20 protein-coding genes are annotated in these 22,791 nt (G+C 60.6%); 10 read left to right on the top strand and 10 right to left on the bottom strand.

The window, feature by feature from the left end:
• Positions 1 to 43 precede the first annotated feature (43 nt).
• Positions 44 to 1,525, bottom strand: a complete 1,482-nt coding sequence (gene xylB, locus PQQ86_RS16210) for a xylulokinase (RefSeq protein ID WP_408268580.1) — start codon at positions 1,523 to 1,525, stop codon at positions 44 to 46.
• Positions 1,526 to 1,647: 122 nt separating this feature from the next.
• A complete protein-coding gene (gene dalD, locus PQQ86_RS16205) occupies positions 1,648 to 3,060 on the bottom strand; it encodes a D-arabinitol 4-dehydrogenase (protein WP_408268577.1) in 1,413 nt (470 codons plus the stop codon).
• Positions 3,061 to 3,446: 386 nt separating this feature from the next.
• Here dalD and PQQ86_RS16200 point away from each other — a divergent pair, with 386 nt between their 5' ends.
• From PQQ86_RS16200 to PQQ86_RS16170, 7 genes are all read left to right on the top strand, one after another.
• Complete coding sequence (locus PQQ86_RS16200) at positions 3,447 to 4,427, top strand: AraC family transcriptional regulator (protein ID WP_408268575.1); 981 nt, start codon at positions 3,447 to 3,449, stop codon at positions 4,425 to 4,427.
• A gap of 124 nt (positions 4,428 to 4,551) precedes the next feature.
• A complete protein-coding gene (locus PQQ86_RS16195; protein WP_408268572.1) occupies positions 4,552 to 5,505 on the top strand; it encodes an ABC transporter substrate-binding protein in 954 nt (317 codons plus the stop codon).
• Positions 5,506 to 5,575: 70 nt separating this feature from the next.
• Positions 5,576 to 7,096 carry a sugar ABC transporter ATP-binding protein gene (locus PQQ86_RS16190; RefSeq protein WP_408268569.1) on the top strand — a complete coding sequence of 507 codons (1,521 nt, stop codon included), beginning with the start codon at positions 5,576 to 5,578 and terminating at the stop codon, positions 7,094 to 7,096.
• Entirely contained in the window at positions 7,083 to 8,090 is a 1,008-nt protein-coding gene (locus PQQ86_RS16185; RefSeq protein ID WP_054034672.1) for an ABC transporter permease, read from the top strand. Before PQQ86_RS16190 ends, PQQ86_RS16185 begins: the two co-directional genes overlap by 14 nt.
• Before the next feature lie 34 nt (positions 8,091 to 8,124).
• Entirely contained in the window at positions 8,125 to 9,219 is a 1,095-nt protein-coding gene (locus PQQ86_RS16180) for an alcohol dehydrogenase catalytic domain-containing protein (RefSeq protein ID WP_408268565.1), read from the top strand.
• 52 nt (positions 9,220 to 9,271) lie between these two features.
• Positions 9,272 to 10,816: an FGGY-family carbohydrate kinase gene (locus PQQ86_RS16175; protein WP_408268562.1), complete on the top strand. Its 1,545-nt coding sequence runs from the start codon at positions 9,272 to 9,274 to the stop codon at positions 10,814 to 10,816.
• Positions 10,813 to 11,550 carry an SDR family oxidoreductase gene (locus tag PQQ86_RS16170; RefSeq protein ID WP_408268559.1) on the top strand — a complete coding sequence of 246 codons (738 nt, stop codon included), beginning with the start codon at positions 10,813 to 10,815 and terminating at the stop codon, positions 11,548 to 11,550. Before PQQ86_RS16175 ends, PQQ86_RS16170 begins: the two co-directional genes overlap by 4 nt.
• A 708-nt stretch (positions 11,551 to 12,258) precedes the next feature.
• Here PQQ86_RS16170 and PQQ86_RS16165 read toward each other — a convergent pair.
• The 4 genes from PQQ86_RS16165 to kynB form a co-directional block, all read right to left on the bottom strand.
• Positions 12,259 to 12,732, bottom strand: a complete 474-nt coding sequence (locus tag PQQ86_RS16165; RefSeq protein ID WP_408268556.1) for a hypothetical protein — start codon at positions 12,730 to 12,732, stop codon at positions 12,259 to 12,261.
• A gap of 382 nt (positions 12,733 to 13,114) precedes the next feature.
• Positions 13,115 to 14,059: a tryptophan 2,3-dioxygenase gene (gene kynA, locus PQQ86_RS16160; protein ID WP_408268554.1), complete on the bottom strand. Its 945-nt coding sequence runs from the start codon at positions 14,057 to 14,059 to the stop codon at positions 13,115 to 13,117.
• A gap of 10 nt (positions 14,060 to 14,069) precedes the next feature.
• A complete protein-coding gene (kynU, locus tag PQQ86_RS16155; RefSeq protein ID WP_408268551.1) occupies positions 14,070 to 15,320 on the bottom strand; it encodes a kynureninase in 1,251 nt (416 codons plus the stop codon).
• 76 nt (positions 15,321 to 15,396) lie between these two features.
• Complete coding sequence (kynB, locus tag PQQ86_RS16150; RefSeq protein ID WP_408268548.1) at positions 15,397 to 16,035, bottom strand: arylformamidase; 639 nt, start codon at positions 16,033 to 16,035, stop codon at positions 15,397 to 15,399.
• A 130-nt stretch (positions 16,036 to 16,165) separates the two neighbouring features.
• Here kynB and PQQ86_RS16145 point away from each other — a divergent pair, with 130 nt between their 5' ends.
• Complete coding sequence (locus tag PQQ86_RS16145) at positions 16,166 to 16,675, top strand: Lrp/AsnC family transcriptional regulator (protein ID WP_408192460.1); 510 nt, start codon at positions 16,166 to 16,168, stop codon at positions 16,673 to 16,675.
• Between the two features lie 84 nt (positions 16,676 to 16,759).
• Here the strand turns inward: PQQ86_RS16145 and PQQ86_RS16140 are convergent, their stop codons facing one another.
• A complete protein-coding gene (locus PQQ86_RS16140; RefSeq protein ID WP_408268542.1) occupies positions 16,760 to 17,269 on the bottom strand; it encodes a flavin reductase family protein in 510 nt (169 codons plus the stop codon).
• A gap of 256 nt (positions 17,270 to 17,525) precedes the next feature.
• On the opposite strand from PQQ86_RS16140, the gene msrA reads away from it, so the two are divergent.
• Complete coding sequence (msrA, locus tag PQQ86_RS16135; protein ID WP_408268539.1) at positions 17,526 to 18,074, top strand: peptide-methionine (S)-S-oxide reductase MsrA; 549 nt, start codon at positions 17,526 to 17,528, stop codon at positions 18,072 to 18,074.
• A 149-nt stretch (positions 18,075 to 18,223) separates the two neighbouring features.
• On the opposite strand, the gene PQQ86_RS16130 is transcribed toward msrA, so the two are convergent.
• From PQQ86_RS16130 to pdxH, 3 genes are all read right to left on the bottom strand, one after another.
• A complete protein-coding gene (locus PQQ86_RS16130) occupies positions 18,224 to 19,573 on the bottom strand; it encodes a DUF72 domain-containing protein (protein WP_408268536.1) in 1,350 nt (449 codons plus the stop codon).
• Between the two features lie 103 nt (positions 19,574 to 19,676).
• Complete coding sequence (locus tag PQQ86_RS16125) at positions 19,677 to 20,891, bottom strand: class I SAM-dependent methyltransferase (RefSeq protein WP_408268534.1); 1,215 nt, start codon at positions 20,889 to 20,891, stop codon at positions 19,677 to 19,679.
• A gap of 140 nt (positions 20,892 to 21,031) precedes the next feature.
• Positions 21,032 to 21,673 carry a pyridoxamine 5'-phosphate oxidase gene (pdxH, locus tag PQQ86_RS16120; RefSeq protein ID WP_408268531.1) on the bottom strand — a complete coding sequence of 214 codons (642 nt, stop codon included), beginning with the start codon at positions 21,671 to 21,673 and terminating at the stop codon, positions 21,032 to 21,034.
• Between the two features lie 245 nt (positions 21,674 to 21,918).
• On the opposite strand from pdxH, the gene tcdA reads away from it, so the two are divergent.
• Positions 21,919 to 22,788, top strand: a complete 870-nt coding sequence (gene tcdA, locus PQQ86_RS16115; protein ID WP_408268528.1) for a tRNA cyclic N6-threonylcarbamoyladenosine(37) synthase TcdA — start codon at positions 21,919 to 21,921, stop codon at positions 22,786 to 22,788.
• The last annotated feature ends 3 nt before the right edge of the window (positions 22,789 to 22,791 follow it).

The following is a 22,791-nucleotide window of genomic DNA, read 5'->3' as shown; positions in this document are numbered from 1 at the left end:
GCCGGTTCCCGCGTCTCAACGGGAACCGGCTGTGCTTTGCCGGTTAGGCGAGCGGTTGCCGCGCGGGGTCGAACAGCGGTCGCACGTGGCGGTAGAGCGCGCGATATGCTTCGAGCCGGTTGCGCAGTTCGGCGTGCCGTCGCGGGTTCGGCGTGAACTCCTTTTCGATCGGTGGCTTGGTCAGCACCTTGGCCGGGTCGCCGCCCGCCGCCAGCCAGCCAAGGCGGGCCGCGCCGAGCGCCGCACCGGTTTCGCCGCCGCCGTGCTTGCGGGTGGCGGTGTCGAGCGCGTCGGCGAGCAGTTGTGCCCAGTAGTCGCTGCGTGCGCCGCCGCCGAGCAGGGATAGCGCCTTCGCTTCGGTGCCGGCCGCGCGCAACGCGTCGAGGCCGTCGGTGAGCGCGAGCGTCACGCCTTCGAGCACCGCGTAGCCGAGCGAGGCGCGATCAGTCGCGTGATTCATGCCGAAGAACACGCCTTGCGCATACGGGTCATTGTGCGGCGTGCGTTCACCGGACAGATAGGGCAGAAAGAGCGGGGCAGTAGTCAACGCTTCCGCTGGAAGCGCCTCGATTTCGGCGAGCAGCGTCGGCTCGTCGGTGGACGTGAGCTTGCAGACCCAGCGCAAGCAGCTTGCCGCCGACAGCACCACGCTCATCTGATGCCAGCGATCCGGAATCGCGTGACAGAACGCGTGCACCGCGGAGGCGGGATTCGGCCGGAAACTGTCGCCGACCACGCACAACACACCCGAGGTGCCGAGCGAGACGAAGCCGTCCCCCGGTTGCGTCGCGCCGATGCCGATCGCGCTCGTGGCGTTATCGCCACCGCCGGCCGCGACGATCACGCCGTCGCTCAAACCGAACTCGCGCGCCAGCGCGGGAAGCAGGGTGCCCGACGGCTCGCTGCCTTCGCACAAGGCCGGCATCTGGGCGCGCGTCATGTTGCAGGCGGCGAGCAGCGAATCGGACCAGTCGCGTTTGGCGACGTCGAGCCACAGCGTGCCCGCTGCATCCGATGGATCGGACACCTTGCCGCCGGTCAGTTGCAGACGCAGGTAGTCCTTCGGCAGCAGCACGCAGGCGGTTTGCGCGAAGATTTCCGGTTCGTGGTGCGCCACCCATAGCAGCTTCGGCGCGGTGAATCCGGGCATCGCGAGATTGCCGGCGACGGTGTGCAACTCCGGCGCGCGCTCGGTGAGCTCGGCGCACTCCTTGTCGCTGCGCATGTCGTTCCACAGGATCGCGGGCCGCAATACGCGGTCTTGCGCATCCAGCAGTACGGCCCCGTGCATCTGCCCCGAGAGGCCGATGCCGCGAATCTGCGCGAACTCGTCCGGATGTTTGGCGCGCAACGCGGCCAACGCCGTGCGCGTGCCGGCCCACCAGTCTTCGGGATTCTGTTCGGCCCAGCGCTGATGCGGACGCGAAACGGTAAAAGGTGAGCCTGCGGTGCCGATCACGCGTCCATCGGAGGCGAGCAGCAGGACTTTCACTTCGGACGTGCCGAGGTCGATGCCGAGATACATGGGCGCGAAACCTTCGTCGTTAGGGATGCGCTACTTTAGCCGCACATGGCGCGCGGTGCCATGCGCATTAAGCCTGGCACCGGGGTGTTTCGCGTGGTTCACGTGGTTCGCTATAGCGCGGGTCAGGCGGCGCCGCGTTTGGCCAGCCACACGTCGACACGCGCCAGCGCGCCCGCCAACGCCGATTCCAATTCCGGTGTCTGCGCCATGCCGCCCCAAAGCAGGCGGTCAGCTGCGAATGCCTGCAACGGATCGGGCGCGGCAAAGAAACCGCGCGCAACTTTTTCGTCCATCACGCCATCCTGATACGCATACGGCAACGTGCCGGCGTTCCAGCGCTCGAGGAAGCGGAAGAACAACGCCGGTAACATCGCCGTCGCCGAAGGCGTGACGCCACGTTCGAAGCATTCGGCGAGCGTCGGCGCGATAAAGCCGGGCAGCTTCGAAAAGCCATCGGCCGCGACGCGCTGGTTGGTGTCCTGGATGTAGGGATTGCCGAAGCGTTCGAGCACCACGTCGCGATAGCGTTCGAGATCGAGCGGGCTCGGCGTGAGGCACGGAATCACGTCTTCGGTCACGTAGTCGAAGGCGAATTTGTTGATGTCCGGATCGAGCGTGCCTTCGTGGATGTAGGTCAGCCCGACCAGCGTGCCTGCCCACGCAATACAGCTATGCGTGGCGTTGAGAATGCGGATCTTTGCTTCCTCGTACGGCAGCACCGAGTCGACCAGTTCCGCGCCGACCTTTTCCCACGCGGGGCGTCCGGCCATGAAGCGGTCTTCGATCACCCATTGGATGAAGGATTCGCCCATCACCGGGCAGGCATCGTCGACGCCAGTAGCGGCTTTGACGCGTTCGCGTACGTCGGGCGTCGGACGCGGCGTAATGCGGTCGACCATCGAACTCGGGCACGCGGTGTTGTCGTCGAACCATTGCGCCAGGTCGTCCGCGCCGCGCCGTTCGAGAAACTCGCTCATGCCCGCATGAAAACGCTCGCCGTTGCTGCGCAGGTTATCGCAGGTCTGCAGCGTGACCGGGCCGGCGCCACGCTTCATGCGTGCGTCGAGAATCGCCGCGATCGCGCCGTAAATCGTGGTGTGGCCGCCTTTCAGGTCAGCCGCGAGATCGCCATTGGCCGTGTCGAGTTCGTCCTGTTCGTCGAGGTAATAGCCGCCTTCGGTGACGGTAAACGCAATGATCTTGCAGGCCGGATCGGCGCCCGCTTCGATCAGCGCATCGAGACTCTCGGTCCACGGCACCACGCGCTCGATCGAGCGAATCGTCTCGTACGCGCGCTCACCCTGTGGCGTAACGGTCTCGAGCGTATAGACGCCGTTTTGCGCGGCGAGTGCTTCGAGCACCGCGTTCATGTCGCTGCGGATATTGCCCACCGTCAGCGACCAGTGCGGCTCGCCCGCCACCTTCGCCTCGTTCAACCAATGGAGATACCACGCCTGATGCGCGCGATGAAACGATCCCGCGCCGATGTGCAGGATCACGTGTGCGGCCGCGCCGCTGCCTTGCCCGCTGTTCATGTGCGTCTCCTGAATGTCCTTGATCGCACGGCTCGGCGCGTGCGTTTTTCTTGAGGTGGAGCATTTGCTCTGTCTGTGAGCGAATGATCGTACCCGGCGGAACGAATGTCAAGGCGACGTAGAGGGCTTTTCGTGGCGCAGCGCGGCGTGGCGGGACTTCCGGCGCGACTCACGCGACGCCCGGACGTTATGGGGCGTGTCTCGCGGTGCGTATTGCATTGCACCAAATTTGACTTTCGCCGCGCCAGGACTAACCCGAATGCAAAAAAGTATCGGTCTGCGGTTTGATTTTTAGTGGTGGATCAGGCTCTAGAGGGCTACTTTTCGCTATACAAGACGAAGTTCAGCGGCATCCGCAGCACGCCGCTTCATGGAGGAAGACGCGAATGCAACCCGATCTGGAAGTCGTCGCCGTACGGCGCGACGAATCCTTCAAAGTGTGGTCGCACGGCTATCCGTATCGCACGGTGCGCTGGCACTTTCATCCGGAATACGAAATCCATCTGATCGTGGCGACGACCGGCAAGATGTTCGTCGGCGATCACATCAGCAGCTTTACGCCTGGCAACCTCGTGTTGATGGGGCCGAACCTGCCGCACAACTGGGTCAGCGACGTGCCGGAAGGCGAGACGATTGCGCAGCGCAATCTGGTCGTTCAGTTCGGGCAGGAGTTCGTGTCGGGTTGCATCGGAAGTTTTCCGGAGTGGCGCCAGGTCGAAGCATTGCTCGCCGATTCGCGCCGCGGGGTGTCGTTCGGTGCAGAAACGAGTGCGGCGATCCAGCCGTTGTTCCTCGAATTGCTGGCCGCGCGCGGACTGCGCCGTCTCGTGCTGTTCATGTCGATGCTTGAAATCCTGATGAACGCCGAAGACCGCGAGACGCTCGCGAGTCCCGCCTATCAGGCCGACCCGACCGGCTTCGCGTCGACGCGCATCAACCACGCGCTCTCGTATATCGGCAAGAACCTGTCCAACGATCTTCGCGAATCGGATCTCGCGCAACTCGCCGGGCAAAGCGTCAGTGCGTTTTCGCGTTACTTCCGCCGTCATACCGGGCTGCCGTTCGTGCAGTACGTGAACCGCATGCGTATCAATCTCGCGTGTCAACTGCTCACGGACGAAGAACTGAGCGTCACCGATATCTGCTTCAAGGCGGGCTTTAACAACCTGTCGAATTTCAACCGGCAGTTCCTCGCGGTCAAAGGCATGGCGCCTTCGAAATTCCGCCGCTATCAGCAACTGAACGATGCGAGCCGCGACGCTTCCGAAGAAGCTGCCGCGCGCGGCGCCGGCATCGACAATGCACCCGCAATCGTGCTTGCGCCAGGTTTGCCACGCAGCGCCGCGGCTGCCTATCCACCGACGTAGTTCTCCACCGGGCTTCAGGCCAAAGCGTTTTACTTCACCCGCGTTTTATCACCTATCGCGCTGTCCATAGACAGCGTGAGGGACGAGCTCATCTCATCGAACAGTTTTAATAACGGAGACAACCATGACGCAATCCATTTCGAAGCAGACATCGTTGAAGACCTTCGCGCGCAGCACGGCTGCGTTGGCGACGCTCGCATTCGGTCTGTCGTTTATCGCCGCGCCGGCTGCACTTGCCGCGCCGCTGAAGATCGGCATGACGTTTCAGGAGCTGAACAACCCGTACTTCGTGACGATGCAAAAAGCGCTGAACGATGCGGCTGCGTCGATTGGCGCGACGGTGGTCGTGACCGACGCGCATCATGACGTCAGCAAGCAGGTCAGCGACGTCGAAGACATGCTGCAAAAGAAGATCGACATCCTGCTGGTGAATCCGACCGATTCGACCGGCATTCAATCGGCGGTGACGTCGGCGAAGAAGGCGGGTGTTGTGGTTGTCGCCGTCGATGCGAACGCGAACGGTCCGGTCGATTCATTCGTCGGCTCCAAGAATTTCGACGCGGGCGAGATGGCCTGTGAGTATCTGGCGAAGTCGATCGGCGGCAGCGGCGAAGTGGCGATTCTCGACGGCATTCCGGTGGTGCCGATTCTCGAACGCGTGCGCGGCTGCAAGGCGGCGCTTGCAAAGGTGCCGGGCATCAAACTCGTGGATACGCAGAACGGTAAGCAGGAACGCGCGACTGCGTTGTCCGTCACCGAGAACATGATTCAAGCGCATCCGAATCTGAAAGGCGTGTTCAGCGTGAACGACGGTGGCTCGATGGGCGCGCTCTCGGCGATCGAATCGTCAGGCAAGGATATCAAGCTGACCAGCGTCGACGGTGCGCCGGAAGCGATTGCCGCGATCCAGAAGCCGAATTCGAAGTTCATCGAAACGTCCGCGCAATTTCCGGCCGACCAGGTGCGTATCGCGCTCGGCATTGCACTCGCGAAGAAGTGGGGCGCCAATGTGCCGAAAGCCATTCCGGTCGACGTGAAGATGATCGACAAGAGCAATGCCAAGGGCTTCAGCTGGTAAGCCGAATGCTCGTTGCCATGTGCATGTGCGTCTTCGATGAACATGGCGACGAGCAGCAGAGGAGGACCCGATGGATACGATACTCAAGCTCGATAGCATCACAAAAAGTTTTCCGGGTGTGAAGGCGCTGCAAGGCATTCATCTGGAAATCGCGCGCGGTGAGATTCATGCGTTGCTCGGCGAAAACGGCGCGGGCAAATCGACGTTGATGAAGATTCTGTGCGGCATCTATCAACCGGACGAAGGCACGATCACGATCGCGGGCGAAGTGCGGCACTTCACGAACTACCACGACGCGGTTGCCGCGGGCGTGGGTATCGTGTTTCAGGAGTTCAGCCTGATTCCGTATCTGAACGCGATGGAGAACATGTTTCTCGGCCGTGAATTGAAGAACGGTTTGGGTTTGCTCGAACGCGGCAAGATGCGGCGCGCGGCCGCCGCGATTTTTCAGCGTCTGGGCGTGGCGATCGATTTGTCGGTGCCGATTCGTGAGCTGTCGGTTGCGCAGCAGCAGTTTGTCGAAATCGGCAAGGCGTTGTCTTTGGAGGCGCGCATTCTGATTCTGGATGAACCGACCGCGACGCTCACACCCGCTGAAGCAGAACACCTGTTCGCGATCATGCGTGACCTGAAGACCCAGGGCGTCGCGATGATCTTCATCTCGCATCACCTGGAGGAAATCTTTGAGGTGTGCGATCGCATTACGGTGCTGCGCGACGGTCAGTATGTCGGCATGACGGAGGTTGCGCAATCTGATGTGAGCCGCCTGGTGGAAATGATGGTAGGGCGTCGCATCGAGAACAGCTTTCCGCCGAAGCCACCGCTGCGTACCGATGCGAAGATCGTGCTCGACGTTGAAAAGTTGCAGTTGCTGAAGGACAGCCCGGTGTTGAGCTTCAATTTGCGTGAAGGCGAGATTCTCGGCTTTGCGGGACTGGTCGGCTCGGGCCGAACGGAAACCGCTCTGGCAGTGATCGGCGCGGACCCGGCTTATGTGAAAGAAATCCGCATTAACGGCACAGCCGAAAAACTATCCGATCCCGCCGATGCCCTGCGCGCCGGCGTCGGCATCTTGCCGGAGAGCCGCAAGACCGAAGGTCTGATCACCGATTTCTCGATCAAACAGAACATTTCGATCAACAACCTCGGCAAGTACCGCTCGCTGCGTTTCTTCATCGATCAGCGCAGCGAAGCGCGCGCGACTGCCGACATCATGAAGCGCGTCGGCGTCAAAGCCCCGACGATGCACACCGAAGTCGCGACCCTTTCAGGCGGCAATCAGCAAAAAGTGGTGATCGCCCGCTGGCTGAATCACCACACCAACATTCTCATCTTCGACGAACCGACGCGCGGCATCGACGTCGGCGCCAAAGCCGAAATCTATCTGCTGATGCGCGAACTCACCGCGCGCGGCTACTCGATCATCATGATCTCGTCCGAATTGCCTGAGATTGTCGGCATGTGCGACCGCGTCGCCGTGTTCCGGCAGGGCCGCATCGAAGCGATGCTCGAAGGCGGCGAGATCGACTCGAACGCCGTGATGACCTATGCAACAGCCGGCACCCGTGGAGCAGCTCATGAACACGCCTAATCCTTCTTCATCGCCGAAAACGTCGACTGTCAGTAGTGACACGCCGGGCGCACCGGTGCGCTTTACGTGGGCCGCGTTGAAACGCTCGACGCTGTTCTATCCGTTCATCGGCCTGCTGGTGGTGTGCATCGTAATGGTATTCGCGAGCGACAGTTTTCTCTCCGCCGCGAATCTGGAGAACGTGCTGCGCCAGGTATCGATCAACGCGATCATTGCTGTCGGGATGACGTGCGTGATTCTGACCGGTGGTATCGATCTGTCGGTTGGCTCCGTGATGGCTTTGGCGGGCACGCTCGCCGCGGGCTTGATGGTGGCTGGGATGAACGCAGTCGCTGCTTTGGCTGTGGGCATTGCGGTCGGTTTGGGATTTGGTGCTGCGAACGGATTCTTCGTCGCGTTCGCCGGTATGCCGCCGATCATCGTCACGCTCGCGACGATGGGGATCGCCCGTGGTCTCGCGCTGATCTACACGGGTGGTTATCCAATCGACGGCCTGCCTGAATGGGTCAGTTTCTTCGGCAGCGGCAAGATCCTCGGTATTCAGGCGCCGGTTGTGATCATGGTGGTGATCTACGCGATCGCATGGGTGTTGCTCGAACGCATGCCGTTCGGCCGTTACGTGTATGCGATTGGCGGCAACGAACAGGCGACGCGTCTGTCCGGTGTGCGCGTGGCTCGCGTGAAGCTGATCGTTTACTCGATTGCCGGTTTGACGTCCTCTTTTGCCGCCATCGTGTTGACCGCTCGTTTGATGAGTGGCCAGCCGAACGCAGGCGTCGGTTTCGAACTCGATGCCATTGCCGCCGTGGTGATGGGTGGTACCTCGATTTCCGGTGGACGCGGCTCGATCATCGGCACTCTGATCGGCGCGTTGCTACTGGGTGTGTTGAACAACGGCCTGAACATGGTCGGCGTGAATCCTTATGTGCAGAACGTGATCAAGGGCGGAATTATTTTGCTGGCGATCTACATCAGCCGCGACCGTAGAAAGTAACTCTCAAACGACCTCTTTTTAGCAGGACCATGCAATGACTCAATCCACGCAATCCGATAAGCAGGAAATGACGGCGATCGTCTGCCACGCACCGAAAGACTATCGCGTCGAACAGGTGTCCAAGCCAAAGGCCCGCGCGCATGAGCTGGTGATCCGCATCGCCGCGTGCGGCATCTGCGCGAGCGACTGTAAGTGTCATTCGGGAGCGAAGATGTTTTGGGGCGGCCCGAGCCCGTGGGTCAAAGCGCCGGTGATTCCGGGCCACGAGTTCTTCGGTTTCGTCGAGGAAATCGGCGAGGGCGCGGCCGATCACTTCGGCGTGAAGATGGGTGACCGCGTGATCGCCGAACAGATCGTGCCGTGTGGCAAGTGCCGTTATTGCAAATCCGGCCAGTACTGGATGTGTGAGGTGCACAACATCTTCGGCTTCCAGCGTGAAGTCGCGGACGGCGGCATGGCCGAATACATGCGCATTCCGCCGACGGCGATCGTCCACAAGATTCCCGACGGTATCTCGCTCGAAGACGCGGCGATCATCGAACCACTGGCATGCGCGATCCACACGGTGAACCGCGGTGATCTGCAACTCGACGATGTGGTGGTGATTGCCGGTGCCGGTCCGCTCGGCTTGATGATGACGCAAGTCGCGCATCTGAAGACGCCGAAGAAGCTCGTCGTGATCGATCTGGTTGAGGAGCGTCTGGCACTTGCGCGTGAATACGGCGCGGACGTGACGATCAATCCGAAACAGGAAGACGCACTGGCGATCATTCATTCGCTGACCGATGGCTATGGCTGCGACGTCTACATCGAAACGACCGGCGCGCCGATCGGCGTCAATCAGGGCATGGAGATGATTCGCAAGCTTGGACGCTTCGTCGAGTTTTCCGTGTTCGGTGCGGATACGACACTGGACTGGTCGGTGATCGGCGACCGCAAGGAGCTCGATGTGCGCGGCGCGCATCTGGGTCCATACTGTTATCCGATTGCAATCGATTTGCTGGCGCGCGGGCTTGTGACGTCGAAGGGTATCGTCACGCACGGGTTCTCGCTTGAAGAATGGGACGAAGCGATCAAGGTTGCTAACTCGCTCGATTCGATTAAGGTGTTGATGAAGCCGCGTGCCTGAGCGTTTAACGGGGGCGCGGGGCAAGGACGAGCGGCACATAAACGGAGACTGTATGGACTACGTCATCGGCGTCGATATCGGCACGCAGAGCACCAAGGCGCTGCTGGTCGATCAGCACGGCACGATCGTCGCGCAGCATGCGTCGAGCTATCAGCCGGATACGCCCAAGCCGCTATGGGCTGAGCAATGGCCGGCGGTGTGGTTGAAGGCGGTGGTGGAGTGTATTGCGGCGTGCGTGCGTAAGGCGAAGGAGGCGGGCGTTGCGGCGAAGTCGATCAAAGCGGTGTGCGTGAGCAGTCTGTATGGCGGCTCGGGGATTCCCGTCGATAGCGATATGCGGCCGCTTTATCCGTGTCTGATCTGGATGGACCGGCGTGCGACTGATCAGGTCGGGTGGGTGCGTGCAAACATTGACCTCGAGCGACTGTATGCAATTACGGGCAACGGCGTAGACAGCTACTACGGTTACACGAAGATGTTGTGGTTGCGCGATCACGAGCCGGAAGTTTGGGCGCATACGCGTTACTTCCTGCCGCCGAATGCCTATGTGATTTATATGCTTTCCGGTGAAGTCGCCGTCGATCATAGTTCGGCGGGCAATATTGGCGGCATCTACGATATTGCGAAACGCGACTGGTCGGATGAAGCGCTCGACATGCTCGGCATTCCCGCGACGATGATGCCGGAGCGGTTGGTGGAATCGTCGGACGTGGTGGGCGGGTTGTTGTCGCAGTGGACCGAGCAGCTTGGATTGGAGGCAGGCACGGCGATCGTTGCGGGCGGCGTGGATGCTGCGGTGGCGACGTTTGCCGCGGGCGTGACGCGCGCGGGGCAGCACGTTGCGATGATCGGTACGAGCATGTGCTGGGGGTATATCAATCAGACCGTCGATGCGCGGCATGGGTTGATCAGCATGCCGCATGTGTTCAACGGTCAACGCGATATTTATGTGTTTGGCGGTGCGATTACGGCGGGTGCTTCGGTGACGTGGTACCGGGAGCAGTTTTGTCATGCGGAGACTGAGGCGGCGCGCGCGATGCCGAATGGGGATCCGCATCGGTTGCTTGAAGAGAGCGCTTCTCAGATTCCGGCAGGCGCTGATGGTGTGATGTTCTTGCCGTATTTGATGGGGGAACGAAGCCCCGTTTGGGATGCGAAGGCGAGTGGGGCGTTTGTTGGCCTGAGCCTGTTTCACACGCGGGCGCATCTATATCGTGCGGTGTTGGAGGGCGTGTCGTTCGCGTTGAAGCACAACATCGAAGCGGGACGTAAAGGTGCGCAGTCGTTGGATGACAAGTTGATCGTCGTGGGCGGCGCGGCGCATTCGGATTTGTGGATGCAGATTATTGCCGACATTACCGGCTATCCGGTCTATACGATCGAGCAGGATGTAGAGGCAGCGATGGGCGCGGCGTTGCTGGCGGGTGTCGGTGTCGGCCTGGTATCGCGTGAAGAAGCACAGAACGGATGGGTCACGCTGGTTGAACGTGCAGAACCGAACGCGCAACGGATGGCGTTGTACGAGCAGCGGTTCGGCGTTTATACGGATTTGTATCCGGCGTTGAAGCCGGTCATGCATCGGTTGCAGACATCATGAATGCTACTTTTGATTTTTCGGGTCGCTCGATTCTTGTGACGGGTGCGTCGAGTGGAATTGGGCGAGCGACGGTGGAAGCGTTGTGCGCTTCTGGCGCGAGTGTGGTCGCGGCGGCGCGGAATGTGAATGAGCTTGCGCGGTTGGCCGAGGAAACCGGCTGCGAGCCGTTGATGCTCGATGTGGGCGATGAAGCCGCGATTGATGAAGCGTTGGGTTCACTCGACGCCTTCGACGGGCTCGTGAATTGTGCGGGGATCGCGCTGCTCGAGCGTGCGGTGGATACGACCGGCGCGAGTTTCGATCGCGTAATGGGGGTGAACGCGCGAGGGGCGGTGTTGGTTGCGAAGCATGTGGCTCGCGGGATGATCGATGCCAAGCGCGCTGGCAGCATCGTGAATGTTTCCAGTCAAGCTGCGCTGGTGGCGCTGGATGATCATTTGAGTTACTCGGCTTCGAAGGCGGCGCTCGATGCTGTTACGCGGGCTTTGTGTATCGAGTTGGGGTCATACGGTATCCGGGTGAATAGCGTTAATCCGACGGTGACGCTGACGCCGATGGCGGTGCAGGCGTGGAGTGATCCTGCGAAACGCGATCCTGCTTTGAAGGCGATTCCCTTGCGACGCTTCGCGGAGTCTGCTGAGGTTGCTGCGCCGATTATGTTCTTGTTGAGCGACGCGGCTTCGATGATTAGTGGGGTTTGTTTGCCGATTGATGGGGGGTATACCGCGAGGTGACTGGTTTGTCTGCGCTGGGCTAGCGGGTTGCGCGTATGCGGCGTTGGCGCGCACTGCGTCCCGCACCATCGGAGCAGACCGCGAGTTCACGTCCCGTTTTTTAGACAACATCCACGCTTGATGTCTCAAGGCGCAACAGCTTGATGGCATCAAACGTTTCTGACGCTAGGGCGTTAAGACCCTACGTAACTTCAGAATCATCGCATGCATTTTTCAAGTGTGACTGATTTCTCCCGCCGCCAAAAAGCGCGAGTCTCTATGGATAAGTTTGTTCAACTCTGTAGGAGACGGGTTCGTGGAAAATATCTCAACCAGTAGAACAGCCGATCTGTTCGCAACCATCTGTTCATTGCTCGGACGAGGCGTACAGATTACGACTGCAATGCGTGCCAACAATGAATAAAGAAATTGCTACCGAACTTAACAGGTTGCTGCTAGAGGCATTTCGATCGGTTGATGATGCAACGAGGCTGGTTCAGGAGCGGTGCCCCACGCGAGAGTTTAAGTTCTTTCGCACTGAGGCCGGAAAGGTGGCGGGAGGTTTGACTCTGCTCCTCTTTCCGCTTTGGGAAGACTATCCAGACCTTGCTCCAGAAGGAGTGATGGTGAAGCGACCTAAGAGGAGAAAGCGCAGGAGGTGACACATAAAAAAGGCGCGAACAATTCGCGCCTTTTTCTTTGCGACGGCATCGTGGCCGCCACTTCACCCTAGTGCTTCACTGCCGTCTGCTGTGCATCAGCCCGCGCGCACACAGCAGTCTTTACGCGCTCCCGCTTACGCGTCGCCGCTTTGTCTGACGCAGCTTCAGCTTCCCCTGTCTCTCGTCCCGCCTCCGCAGCATCCGAGAGAAGCTTCGCTGCAAGTTTGGCCGTGATGCGACTGTGAGCAACTCCCTTCGCATCGAGCGCGATCACCTGGTACAGGTCACGGTCGCATTCAACTTCCTGCTGGTATTGCTCGACGGTATAGAGCAGGTGTTCCAGCAGATTGCGCTCACGGCGTCTTTCTTCAACCGTCGTCGCTGGGCATCGCGTGATGCTTGCCGCGAGATCAATCAGTGTTCGAAGCTGTCGGATTTGTCGGTCGCATGCTCCAAAAGCCGACAGCGCAAGTTTTTCGTACTGGAGCGCATCAACGGGCGGTCGTGATGCCGTTTGAGTCTTTTTGGTGGTTTTGGTCATGGTGCGATTTCCGATGTGTTCCTGAAACGCCCGACACTCGCTAGCAAGTAGGGTGAGCGGGCACGTAGCGAGTTTGAGAGACCGGCGGTAGTTCAAACCGGCGGGCCTTTCGGCCCCCTCACTACGACCCGCCCGTTGAATGGACGTGTGGAAGCAAGCGCACGACCCACGAATGTGGGTTGTGCGAACTACCGTTCGGGCTCTCATACCCTGCCGTTTTGTCTGACGGCACATAGAAATCTAACCTAACCGTTTTTTAAGACGATCAACCAGACAGGCTAAACACACGAATTATGACCAATCTTTACACTTCGACCTGTACGTCTGCGCTGCACAACGCATTGCGCGAACGCCGCTCAATGCATCAACGATGTGAAGACGCTTAAAGCATCGTCCTCACATGCCAAAGCTCAGGAAACAAAACCACATCCAGCATCTTCCGCAGATAAGGTGCGCCACTCGTGCCGCCCGTACCTTGCTTGAATCCGATAATCCGTTCAACCGTCGTCACATGCCGGAATCGCCACTGTCGAAACGCATCCTCGAGATCGACAAGCTCCTCCGCCATTTCATACAACTCCCAATGCTGCGAAGGATTCCGATAAACCTCCAACCACGCCGCCTCAACGGAAGCATCATGAGTAGTCGGCTGCGTCCAATCCCGCTCCAGCCTGGAAGGTGAAATCGCAAACCCACGCCGCGCCAGCAGTCGAACAACTTCGTCGTAGAACGAAGGCGCTTCCAGCGAAGCCGTCACCTCGGCAAGAACATCCGCCCGATGCGCATGCGGCTTCAGCATCTGCTCATTCTTATTGCCGAGCAAAAACTCGATCTGCCGATACTGATAAGACTGAAATCCGGAAGAACTACCCAGATAAGGCCGCATCGCCGTGTACTCGGACGGCGTCATTGTCGCGAGAACGCTCCATGCCTGCACGAGCTGCTCCATGATCCGCGACACGCGAGCGAGCATCTTGAACGCCGGCGGCAACTCGTCGCTATGTACCGCCTTCAACGCCGCGCGCAATTCATACAGCGCGAGCTTCATCCACAACTCACTCGTCTGATGCTGGATGATGAACAGCATCTCGTTGTGATCCGGCGACAACGGATGCTGCGCATCCAGCACCGTCCCCAGCGAGAGATAGTCGCCGTAACTCATCGACTCCGAAAAATCGAGCTGTGCGTCATGCCAGCCGTCGCCGGAATCGGCGGCAGCAGCAGCCGTAGCAGGGGCCGAAGAGGCAACCCCACTGCCATGCCCAAACGGACACCCTTGCGCCGGCTTTTCTTCCGGTAATCCCGGCGTTTGCATATGATCGGTCATCGCGCGCTCCTTAGGTCACAGCGCCGCGTGCGGCAAATTCAGGTGCCCGCCAGGTCTCTTGCGCAAGCACCTCGCGCAGCGTCTCGACCGCATCCCATACATCGACAAAGCGCGTGTACAGCGGCGTAAAGCCAAATCGCAACACATGCGGCTCGCGATAGTCGCCGATCACGCCACGTGCGATCAACGCCTGCATCACTTCATAGCCATGCGGATGCTCGAAGCTCGCATGCGAACCGCGCTGTGCATGTTCACGCGGCGTTACAAGCTTCAAAGGAAATTCGCCGCAACGCGCTTCGACCAGTTCGATAAACAGATCGGTCAACGCGAGCGACTTCGCACGGATCGTCTGCATATCCGTTTGGAGGAACACATCGAGACCACATTCGACGAGCGACATCGACACCATCGGCTGCGTGCCGCACAGGAAGCGGCCGATACCATCGTCGGGTTGATACGCCGGGTCCATCTTGAACGGCGCGCGATGCCCCCACCAACCGGACAGAGGTTGCGCGAAATCGTTTTGATGGCGCTTCGGCACCCACACGAATGCCGGCGAACCCGGACCGCCATTCAGATATTTATACGTGCAGCCTACCGCGTAGTCCGCTCCAACGCCATTCAAGTCGACCGGCACCGCGCCCGCCGAATGCGCGAGGTCCCACAGCGCGAGCGCACCCTTGTCGTGGATGAGCTTCGTCAACGCGGCCATGTCGTGCATATAGCCGGTGCGGTAATTCACATGAGTGATCATCGCGATCGCAGTGTCGTCGCCGATCGCTGCAGGAAGTTCAGACGGATCGTCGACGAGGCGCAACTCATAACCGCGATCGAGCTGTTCGATCAGCCCTTGTGCGATGTACAGATCGGTCGGGAAATTCGAGCGCTCGGAGACGATCACGCGACGCTTCGGATCGCGCGCATTCGCCACCCGCACCGCGGCCGAAAGCAGCTTGAACAGGTTGATGGAAATCGTATCGGTGACAACCACTTCGTTGTCGGCCGCGCCGATCAGCGGCGCAAGCTTGTTGCCAAGGCGGCGCGGCAATTCGAACCAGCCGGCGGTGTTCCAGCTGCGGATGAGGCCTTCGCCCCATTCGGCGCCGATCACGGTCTGCGCGCGTTGCGCGGCGGCGGCCGGCGGCACGCCGAGCGAGTTGCCGTCAAGATAGATTGTTGTCGGCGACAGCGCAAACTGGTCGCGCAGCGTTGCGAGCGGGTCGGCGCTATCCAGCGCCAATGCTTCTTCACGAGTGTTCATGATGGTCCAGTCAGTCAGATCAGGGAATTCGGTGGATGCGATGAGTGCGGCGATTCAGTTTGCAGAGCGTCGACGATCAGCGAGATTCGGGCAGCGCGCGCAACACGGCGCGCACGGGGCTCGCATCGAGCGTGGTCAGCTTGAGCGGCAACGCGATCAATTCGTAGTCACCGGGCGCGACGGCGTCCAGCACGATGCCTTCGAGAATCGCCATGCGGTGCGCGCGAATCCGATGGTGTGCGTCCATCGTCTTCGATTCCTGCGGATCGAGCGACGGCGTATCGATGCCGATCAGCTTCACGCCTTTCTCTGCCAGCAGATCGATGGTCTCCGGCGCAACCGCGCAGAACGCGCTATCCCAAACCGCAGTCGGCGCGTTTTTGTAAGTGCGTAGTAAGACTCGCGGCGGCAGGTCGTCGAGCGAGCCGCTCAGGTGTTGTGGCGTCACAACAGGCGAAGCGCCGATGCAATGAATCACGCGGCAGTGTCCAAGGTACGCATCGAGCGCAACGTGGCCGATCGCCGCGCCTTCTGCGTCGTAGTGAAGCGGAGCGTCGGTGTGGGCGCCGGTATGCGGCGACAAGGTCAGCCGCCCGACGTTGACGGGCGAGCCCGCCTCCATGCGCCACACGCGTTCGATGCCGACCGGCGTATCGCCCGGCCAGACGGGCGTCGCGGTATCGACGGCGGGGGTGATGTCCCAGAGTGTGTCCATGTCTCCATCTGCGGATTGTGTCTATCCGGGAATGATAGGTGGCTTGGCGCGAAATGTGATTGCGAAAAAATCTCCTTCTGAGCCGTGTCTTGGAACATAATTTGAGTCAAATGGGAAAGGGAGACCGAATATGAACGCGATCTCGCTCGACGCCACCGATTGCCGTATCTTGACGGTGCTTCAGCAAGAAGGACGGATCAGCAATCTCGATTTGGCGGAGCGCATTTCGCTTTCGCCATCGGCCTGTCTACGACGCCTGCGCCTCCTGGAAGAGCAGGGCGTCATCGAACATTACCGCGCGTGTCTGAATCGCGAGGTGCTGGGTTTCGAACTGGAAGCGTTTGTGCAGGTGTCAATGCGCAACGACCAGGAGAACTGGCACGAGCGTTTTGCGGACGCGGTGCGGGATTGGCCGGAAGTGGTCGGCGCGTTTGTCGTGACCGGCGAGACCCACTATCTGCTGCGGGTGCTCGCCCACAATCTCAAACACTATTCGGATTTCGTGCTGCAACGCCTCTATAAGGCGCCGGGCGTGATGGATATTCGTTCGAATATCGTGTTGCAGACGTTGAAAGAAGATTCGGGCGTGCCAGTGTCGCTGGTGCCGAAAACCAGCGGACATAGCGCGCCGCATAGCTGAGTGCAAGTGACGGTTCAGCTCGCGTCGGCGTGTGCCCGCTTTTGCCTGCTTGCGGGCCGCTGTTAAAACACAGCGGCGCCGCGTTCAGAGCGGCTTGAGTCCGTGGAATTGACCGCTGTGGAAGACCAGCGGCGCAATCTCCGCGGCACTCTCCTGGACGCCGCAGCGCTCCACTTCGCCGACGAAAATCACGTGGTCGCCTTCTTCGTAGCGGCTGCGGTTATGGCATTCGAACCAGGCGAGCGCGCCGTCGAGCACCGGCATGCCGGTGTCGCCTTCGGCATGCGAAACACCTTCGAAACGATCACCCTTCACCGTGGCGAAGCGTTTGCACAGATCGAGCTGCGACGCAGCCAGCACATTGACCACGTAGTGACTGTTCGCCCGGAACACCGACATCGACGCCGAGCGCGTGGCGAGGCTCCACAGCACCAACGGCGGATTGAGCGAAACCGAATTGAACGAGCTGGCCGTGATGCCGATCAATTGGCCGGACGCCGCACGCGTGGTGATGACGGTGACGCCGGTGGCGAATTGGCTGAGCGCCTGTTTAAAGGCGGGCTGGTCGAAGTTGGGCGGGTTGGCGCGCTTCATCGGGCGGAAGCCTTCGGCGCAAACCGGGTGAACCCCGGAGTGAACCCATCGCGCGTGCGGCCGGAAACAAATGATTCAAAAGTCATAGTGAAAATCGTCGATTTGCCCCAATTTTAACTGCAATCGCGGTGGACTGGCCGCGACACCTGCCGGTTAATGGAAAAACCGCTAAGCTGGAAAGTCTTGGTGGTGGCATGAGCGTTGCGGTTAACTGGGACCGGCATCGGCCGACTATGAGTATCAAGGAGCAAGCAGCATGAGTCAGACAGGCGAAGTCGCCACCCTCGGTGGCGGGTGTTTCTGGTGCCTCGAGGCGGTGTATCTGGGCGTCGAAGGCGTGAACTCGGTGGAGTCGGGCTATGCGGGCGGCCAGACCCAACGGCCGACCTATGAACAGGTGTGCGACGGCGTGACGGGCCACGCGGAAGTCGTGAACGTCGACTTCGATCCGGCGAAGATCAGCTATCGCGAGATTCTCGATATTTTCTTCGCCATCCACGATCCGACCCAGTTGAACCGGCAGGGCAACGATGTCGGTACGCAGTACCGCTCGGTGATCTTTACCCACTCCGACGCGCAGCGAGAAACGGCGCTGCAGGCGATTCGCGAGATCGGCGAACAGCAGATCTACGACGGCCAGATCGTCACTCAGGTGCTACCGCTCGACGGCAACTACTGGCAGGCCGAGGCGTATCACCAGAACTACTTCGCGCAGCATCCGAATCAGGGGTACTGCTCGTTCGTGGTGGCGCCGAAGGTCGCGAAATTTCGTCAGAAATTCGCCCATCGGATCAAGGCGAGTTAAGTCGGCGCGGTGGTGGAGGTTTGATGGCGGATTGATTGGCGGCACGGGCGGCGGTTCAGGTTTCGACCTGGGCCGCTGCCGCTTGAGTGGCAGTTCTGCAAGCCACGTGACCTCAGACGGCTCGCCACGCGTGGGCGTTGCGGCGCCGCTCAGCCTTCTTCGTCGCCTTCGCGCTGCCCATTCTCGTTCGAATCCGACTCCGGGCGCGTTTGCACATGGTCGTGTTCGTGTTCGTGCTCATGAGCAAGCCGTGCATACGCTTCAATAATCTCCCGCGCCAGTTCCACGCAACTCAACGGCGCCGACCCTTCCGCCTTATTGTTGATTGCGATCACCACCGGCTGGCCGGCCAGCGCATAGCGCGCGGCCAGCTCGGCGAGCGCGGCGCGGGTCGACGGGTCCTGATCGACCAACTGGTTAAACGGTTCGTACTTGGCCTTCGCCTGTTCGTATTTGAAGCCGCCGTGCAAACTCCAGCGCACGATCAGCGGGCCGGCCGGCTCGCCGTCCAGCAGCGCGAGCGCTGCCGCCTGGCGCAGCGGATCCGGCATCCGCGCATGAATCCCCACGCAATACCGCACGCCCGCCGCCTTTAGCGTGCGGATAAAGCGCGGTGTGAGCAAACTCCCGTCGCGGATTTCGATCGCGTAGCACGTACCTTCAGGCAGCTTCGGCAATGCCGTCAGGAATTCGGCGAGTCGCTCGATAAACACCGCCGGTTGCGCGAGCATCTGGTCGGGCAGCGGCGAGAGCTGGAACACCAGCGCACCGGCTTTCGTGCCGAGGCCTTCGAGACATGGCGTGACGAATTCGTCGATTGCCATTTGCGCGTTCAGGAAGCACGGGTTCAACGAAACCGGCTCGCCGCGTTCGGCGCGTACGGTCGCGTCGGTGATCGTCATCGGTGCTTTGACGATGAAGCGGAAGTGCTCCGGCACCTGCTGTGCGTAGCGTAGGTATTCGGTGACGGTGAGTGCCTGGTAAAACGACCGGTCGATGCTGACCGTTCTTAGCAGCGGATGCGCGCCGTAGGCCGTCAGACCTTCGCGTGAGAGTTTGCTATTGCTGTACTCGTCGCCGTAGACGATGCCGTTCCAGCCCGGAAACGACCACGTCGACGTACCGAGATGGATCTGCGCCGGCAATTCGGCGGCGAGCGCCAGGAGTTCAGGGGAGGGTGGAGCAGCGAGCACGTCGCGGGTACGGCGTTTCTTCGGCGTATCCGGGGAAGACAGTGCTGAACTGGCGTCGGCGATGGGCGCCGGTGGCGCGTCATCTTCCTGCCAGAGGGTGGTGGCGCTCGTCTTCGCGCGCGGCTGACGCCGCCGCTCGAGCTGTGCCGTTTCGTCGGCCGTTGCCGGTGTGGCAGCGGCAGGCGCCGCCGATGCCGGCTCGTGCTCGACCGGCATCCCGAACAGATCGAACTGCGGTGCGTCGGCCTGTGCGTCCTGCTCGCCGCTCACCGGCTGTTCAACTTCACTTGTCCCGCTCTGGTCCATCGATGTTCGACCTGCTGTTTAAGGTTTGCGCCGCGTCGGGCCGCCCACGCAATGCACGTAGACTCGGCACGCAGCCACGGCACATCGCCGCGGCGCAACCGTATCACAGTGATTTGTCGTACATATAGCGTCGCGACCACGGCAAGGTTGTCGCACTGCGGCCGGCTTTGCGGCACACCACCTGGTAGATCGAGACGTCGTCGGTTTCGAATGCGTACGCGCAACCGGCGAGGTACACGCGCCAGATGCGGAATTTTTCGTCGTCGACCAGCGTGCGGGCTTCGTCCGCATGCGCTTCGAAGTTTTCCGCCCAGATGTCCAGCGTGTGCGCATAGTGACGGCGCAGGCTTTCGACGTCAACTGCTTCGAGCCCACCGCGCTGCATCGCTTCGAGCGCAAGGCCGATATGCGGCAGTTCGCCGTCCGGGAACACATAACGGTCGATGAATTCGCCGCCGCCGAGCGCGGTTTCGCCGCTGTCCGAATCGCTCGACGTGATGCCGTGATTCATGGCGACGCCGTCATCGACGAGCAGATCGTGGATCTTCTGGAAGTAGCCCGGCAGATTCTTGCGGCCCACGTGCTCGAACATGCCGACGCTGGTGATGCGATCGAACTGCCCTTCGACGTCGCGGTAATCCTGCAGACGAATCTCGATCTGGTTTTCCAGGCCCGCGGCCTTCACGCGTGCGGTAGCGAGATCGAACTGGTTCTGCGACAGCGTCACACCCACGCACTTCGCGCCGAACTTCTGCGCCGCGCGCAGCACGAGCGCACCCCAGCCGCAGCCGATGTCGAGCAGGCGCTGCCCCGGTTGCAACTGGATCTTGGTGAGGATGTGGTCGATCTTCTTGATCTGCGCGGTGGCGAGATCTTCGTCGCCATTCTCGAAGTACGCACACGAGTACACCATGTTCTCGTCGAGCCACAGCTTGTAGAACTCGTTCGAGACGTCGTAGTGATACTGAATGGCCTTCTTGTCCGACGACTTCGAGTGCTGGAAGTAGCGCCGGACGCGCGCCAGCTTGCTCGCGCTGCTGACGGTGTTACGCGCCAGCTGGTAGCTGATGTTGATGATGTCCGACAGCTTGCCTTCGATGTCGATCTTGCCCTTCACGTACGCCTCGCCGAGATTGTCGAGGCTCGGTTCGAGCAGATAAGGCAGCGCCGTGGCGCTTTTGACATGTAGCGTAACCTGAGGCGCGGCGAACTGCCCGAAGTCATGTTGCTGACCGTCCCACAGCACAAGGCGTGCTGGCAGGTTAGCCTTGGTTTTTACATCTTCCACCCACTGCGCCAGCTTTTTCTCCCAGAACATGTGATTTCTCCGTGTCCGTTGAATTAAAGCAAAGCCTGTGTGGATCGCTGCTCACTGCGACGCAACTCCCATGCCGCGAGGCGCAATCCGGCCGTCGCGCGCTGCTGCGTTGGCAACGCGCGTACGTGTTGTATTCCGATTCAAGGCGATAGGCGGGAGATTTGCCAGTCGCTACTTTCGCTTGAACGCGTGAAGAGCAGACGGTCGTGCAGACGCGACGGTCGGCCCTGCCAGAATTCGATTGCTTCGGGTACCAAACGATAACCGCCCCAGTGCGGTGGGCGCGGTGGCTGGTCGCCGTATTGCAGGCTGATTTCGCGTTCGCGTGTTTCGAGCTGCGAACGGCTTTCAATTACCTGACTTTGATTGGATGCCCACGCGCCGATGCGTGAACCGAGCGGACGCGACGCGAAATACGTATCGCTTTCTTCCGGGCTGGTTTTGACGATGTGGCCTTCAACGCGCACCTGGCGTTCGAGTTCGATCCAGTAGAACAGCAGGCTCGCATAGGGATTGGCGGCCAGTTCGCGGCCTTTGCGGCTTTCGTAGTTGGTGAAGAACACAAAGCCGCGTTCGTCGACCCCTTTGATCAGCACGATGCGCGCCGACGGCCGGCCACGCGAGTCGACGGTGGCCAGCGTCATCGTATTCGGTTCGGGCAGTTGGGCGTCTACCGCTTGCTGAAACCACGTGTCGAATTGACGAAACGGGTTGCGGTTGATATCGGCAACGTCCAGGGAACCCAGCGAATAGTTTTTTCGAAGTTCGGCGAGTGAGGTCATGTTCTTATGCGAACGCTTCAGTCCACCCAGTATAGCCAGGGCTTGAATTTTTTGCGCGCGACCAGGTCAAGCCCCGCCGGGCTGTGTGGACATCCACGCCACGATGTTTCGCGGGCATTTGTGCCTGAGTGGGTGCGGCCATGTGGATCGTCGGGATCAGGCAAAATACGGGCTGCGAACGCTTGGGCATGCCTGAGCGTTTTTTGCCACTTTGTGTTTTGCCTGCTTTGAACGAGCCTTCCACTATGTCCAGCCCCACCGCGCATTCCGATCTTACTACCAGCCTCGACGGGAGTGAAACCGCTGATCGCGCACGGCGCTTCGGCGGCATTGCCCGCCTGTACGGCGCGCCGGCGCTCGCTGCGTTCGAAGGGGCCCACGTCGCTGTGATCGGCATTGGCGGGGTCGGCTCATGGGTGGCCGAGGCGTTGGCGCGCAGCGCGGTCGGCACGCTGACCTTGATCGATCTCGACAATGTTGCCGAGAGCAACACTAACCGCCAGATCCATGCGCTAGACGGTAACTATGGAAAACCGAAGGTCGAGGCGATGGCCGAGCGCATTGCGGCAATCAATCCGTTCTGCGACGTGCGGCTGATTGAAGACTTCGTCGAGCCGGACAATTTTGCGGCGACGCTCGGCGGTGGTTTTGATTACGTAATCGATGCGATCGACAGCGTGCGCACCAAGACCGCGTTGATCGCGTGGTGCGTCGAGAAGAAGCAGCCGCTGATTACGGTGGGCGGCGCGGGTGGCCAACGGGACCCGACGCGGATTCGGATCGACGATCTCGCGTTGACTATCCAGGACCCGTTGCTGTCGAAAGTGCGCGGGCAGTTGCGCAAACTACACGGCTTTCCGCGTGGTCCCAAGGCGAAGTTCAAGGTGAGCGCCGTGTATTCCGACGAGCCGCTGATCTACCCGGAAGTCGCTGTCTGCGATATCGACGAGGAAGCGGAGCACGTCACGACGTCGCCGGGTCATACGGGACCGGTGGGTTTGAATTGTGCGGGATTTGGATCGAGCGTGTGCGTGACTGCGAGCTTCGGTTTTGCTGCGGCCGCGCATGTGTTGCGGGCGTTGGCGGAGCAGGCGCGGCTCGTTCGCCGCACCTGAACA

The sequence above is a fragment of the Paraburkholderia sediminicola genome (assembly GCF_046026675.1).
Lineage (GTDB): Bacteria > Pseudomonadota > Gammaproteobacteria > Burkholderiales > Burkholderiaceae > Paraburkholderia > Paraburkholderia sediminicola_F.
This window is presented reverse-complemented; position numbering and strand designations above follow the sequence as displayed.

What these genes read in the sequence shown, in the direction of transcription:
- xylB (WP_408268580.1), bottom strand. Translation starts at nt 1,525, where the DNA reads ATGTATCTCGGCATCGACCTCGGCACGTCCGAAGTGAAAGTCCTGCTG.
- dalD (WP_408268577.1), bottom strand. Translation starts at nt 3,060, where the DNA reads ATGAACAGCGGGCAAGGCAGCGGCGCGGCCGCACACGTGATCCTGCAC.
- PQQ86_RS16200 (WP_408268575.1), top strand. Translation starts at nt 3,447, where the DNA reads ATGCAACCCGATCTGGAAGTCGTCGCCGTACGGCGCGACGAATCCTTC.
- PQQ86_RS16195 (WP_408268572.1), top strand. Translation starts at nt 4,552, where the DNA reads ATGACGCAATCCATTTCGAAGCAGACATCGTTGAAGACCTTCGCGCGC.
- PQQ86_RS16190 (WP_408268569.1), top strand. Translation starts at nt 5,576, where the DNA reads ATGGATACGATACTCAAGCTCGATAGCATCACAAAAAGTTTTCCGGGT.
- PQQ86_RS16185 (WP_054034672.1), top strand. Translation starts at nt 7,083, where the DNA reads ATGAACACGCCTAATCCTTCTTCATCGCCGAAAACGTCGACTGTCAGT.
- PQQ86_RS16180 (WP_408268565.1), top strand. Translation starts at nt 8,125, where the DNA reads ATGACTCAATCCACGCAATCCGATAAGCAGGAAATGACGGCGATCGTC.
- PQQ86_RS16175 (WP_408268562.1), top strand. Translation starts at nt 9,272, where the DNA reads ATGGACTACGTCATCGGCGTCGATATCGGCACGCAGAGCACCAAGGCG.
- PQQ86_RS16170 (WP_408268559.1), top strand. Translation starts at nt 10,813, where the DNA reads ATGAATGCTACTTTTGATTTTTCGGGTCGCTCGATTCTTGTGACGGGT.
- PQQ86_RS16165 (WP_408268556.1), bottom strand. Translation starts at nt 12,732, where the DNA reads ATGACCAAAACCACCAAAAAGACTCAAACGGCATCACGACCGCCCGTT.
- kynA (WP_408268554.1), bottom strand. Translation starts at nt 14,059, where the DNA reads ATGACCGATCATATGCAAACGCCGGGATTACCGGAAGAAAAGCCGGCG.
- kynU (WP_408268551.1), bottom strand. Translation starts at nt 15,320, where the DNA reads ATGAACACTCGTGAAGAAGCATTGGCGCTGGATAGCGCCGACCCGCTC.
- kynB (WP_408268548.1), bottom strand. Translation starts at nt 16,035, where the DNA reads ATGGACACACTCTGGGACATCACCCCCGCCGTCGATACCGCGACGCCC.
- PQQ86_RS16145 (WP_408192460.1), top strand. Translation starts at nt 16,166, where the DNA reads ATGAACGCGATCTCGCTCGACGCCACCGATTGCCGTATCTTGACGGTG.
- PQQ86_RS16140 (WP_408268542.1), bottom strand. Translation starts at nt 17,269, where the DNA reads ATGAAGCGCGCCAACCCGCCCAACTTCGACCAGCCCGCCTTTAAACAG.
- msrA (WP_408268539.1), top strand. Translation starts at nt 17,526, where the DNA reads ATGAGTCAGACAGGCGAAGTCGCCACCCTCGGTGGCGGGTGTTTCTGG.
- PQQ86_RS16130 (WP_408268536.1), bottom strand. Translation starts at nt 19,573, where the DNA reads ATGGACCAGAGCGGGACAAGTGAAGTTGAACAGCCGGTGAGCGGCGAG.
- PQQ86_RS16125 (WP_408268534.1), bottom strand. Translation starts at nt 20,891, where the DNA reads ATGTTCTGGGAGAAAAAGCTGGCGCAGTGGGTGGAAGATGTAAAAACC.
- pdxH (WP_408268531.1), bottom strand. Translation starts at nt 21,673, where the DNA reads ATGACCTCACTCGCCGAACTTCGAAAAAACTATTCGCTGGGTTCCCTG.
- tcdA (WP_408268528.1), top strand. Translation starts at nt 21,919, where the DNA reads ATGTCCAGCCCCACCGCGCATTCCGATCTTACTACCAGCCTCGACGGG.